The sequence below is a fragment of the Burkholderia sp. BCC1977 genome (assembly GCF_905339595.1).
GTDB lineage: Bacteria > Pseudomonadota > Gammaproteobacteria > Burkholderiales > Burkholderiaceae > Burkholderia.
On sequence record NZ_CAJPGQ010000170.1, the window covers coordinates 1 to 529 of the forward strand.

The window sequence follows — 529 nt, forward strand, 5'->3', positions numbered from 1 at the left end:
CTACAAGGGCTCCCCGTTGGCTGCAAGCTCAACGTTGCTTTGATGTTCTTACGTACTGCGCTGCTTCGCTGGTGCAGGTGAGAAGGTGAAGGACTGCGGTACTACAACCGGTCATATTGGACCAATGGTCCGGACCCTGATGAAAGACGCGCGCGAGGGCCTCGTTCGGATATCGGGATTGAACTCCCAGTATTTTGTCCAGGTATGCCCCGCGCGGGTCCAACCCGCTTCACATCACCGCTGGCAGTGCAAAGTGATCTTTTATCCTGTCATGGGCACTATCGTGGTTTCCGTGGAAGTAGTCCGCAGATTGGTCTGGAGCCTCACGCTGCCACCGGCTCGTGCCTAAAATCGTCGCCGTACTTCAGAACTGCCCAAGCCATCCGTGCGTTCTTGGCTGCGATGGCGATCGCAGCCCGCCAGTAACCACGGCGCTCCATCAAGTTTCTGATCCACCGGCTGAACCGGTCTTGTTTGTCGCCCAGGTTGGCCATCACGGCACGGGCTCCGAGGACCAGAAGACTGCGCA

1 pseudogene is annotated in these 529 nt (G+C 58.0%); it reads right to left on the reverse strand.

Annotated elements, in window-relative coordinates:
- Positions 1-323 precede the first annotated feature (323 nt).
- A pseudogene (locus U5771_RS35315) lies at positions 324-529 on the reverse strand (IS110 family transposase); the annotation flags it as partial.